2 protein-coding genes are annotated in these 1,146 nt (G+C 56.0%); one reads left to right on the top strand and one right to left on the bottom strand.

Annotation, left to right across the window (positions count from 1 at the left end; translation table 11 throughout):
* On the bottom strand, positions 1-350 hold a 350-nt coding region (locus A3730_RS06015), incomplete at its 3' end, for a bestrophin family ion channel (RefSeq protein WP_304439471.1).
* A gap of 196 nt (positions 351-546) precedes the next feature.
* Between A3730_RS06015 and A3730_RS06010 the strand changes: the two genes are divergently transcribed.
* Positions 547-1,146 (top strand): AraC family transcriptional regulator (locus A3730_RS06010; RefSeq protein WP_231883865.1); only part of this gene is annotated, 600 nt, incomplete at its 3' end.

The raw sequence follows: 1,146 nt of genomic DNA, 5'->3' as shown, positions 1-1,146 counted from the left end.
GGCATCAACAATGCTCGCCGGGCCGAAGCCTTTTCGCCCAGTAATGTGCCGCTGGCTCGAGCCAGGCTGCGAATTTCAGTGACCATCTGGCCCCATTGTTTGCGCGCTTCCCACCAGCGGTCATAGGCCGCGTTATTGCGAAAGCCGAGCAGGATCGACAACACGATGCCGAGCAGGGTCACCGGCATAATCGTCAGGCTGGTCAGGTCTATCAGTTGGTAGTGACTGAGCGCGGCAACCACCACAGAAAATAATGCAACAAAGAGAATGTGTGGCAGGATTTCCGGCACCACTGATCCCCGCAGGGCAAATAACAGGGCGATGGCATTGGGGCGCTCTCGAACAATCATGGTCTCTATCCGCTGACAGTCAGCCCTGATGGTAAGCAATCGTGGGGGCGATTGGCAGAAGGGGTGGAAACAAAAAAGGTTCTTCGTGGATTAGGGAACCTCTGAATAACACGCTTCTCGCCGTCTGACAGGTTTATCGCGAATACCCGATACTTTACCAAACGCATCAACGCCGGATGCCTGACGTAAACCCCCCATGAACCATAAAAAATCAAGCTATCTGGCCAGCTCGGTACACTTGCCAGTACTCGGGCAGATTGTTGATGCCTCACCGGATCATCCCTACCTGGCGGTAAAAATTGATGTGGACCCGCAGGAAGTCACCGACCTGGTGCTGGAACTGGGAGACAAGGTTGGCCGTTATGAGCCAAGCGAAGAATGCCCGGAAGTGGGCTGTGGCCTGTGCATGTCACACATGGATGACCCCATGCAGAACGCGCTGCACCGACTACTGAACCTGATGACCACGCCCGACGATATCGCGGTGCTGGCCCCACTGACCCGCCGGGAAATCATCTACCGCTCACTGATTGGCGAGATGGGACCGCGCATGCGCAAGTTCGCCTCGACGGATTCCCAGGCCAACCGCATATCGCGGGTCATCTCGACCCTCAAGGATCGCTATTCGGAACCACTGCGGGTAAAGGATCTGGCTGATTCAGCCAACATGAGTGAGTCCACCCTGTTCCACAGTTTCAAACAGGTAACATGCATGTCGCCGTTGCAGTTCCAGAAGAAGCTGCGCTTGCATGAAGCACGCAGGTTGATGCTCACCGAAGGCCTGGAAGCGGCCACC

The organism is Alcanivorax sp. HI0044 (assembly GCF_001634945.1).
The sequence above is the reverse complement of the archived record's forward strand: the minus strand, read 5'-3'. Positions and strand labels throughout refer to the sequence as shown.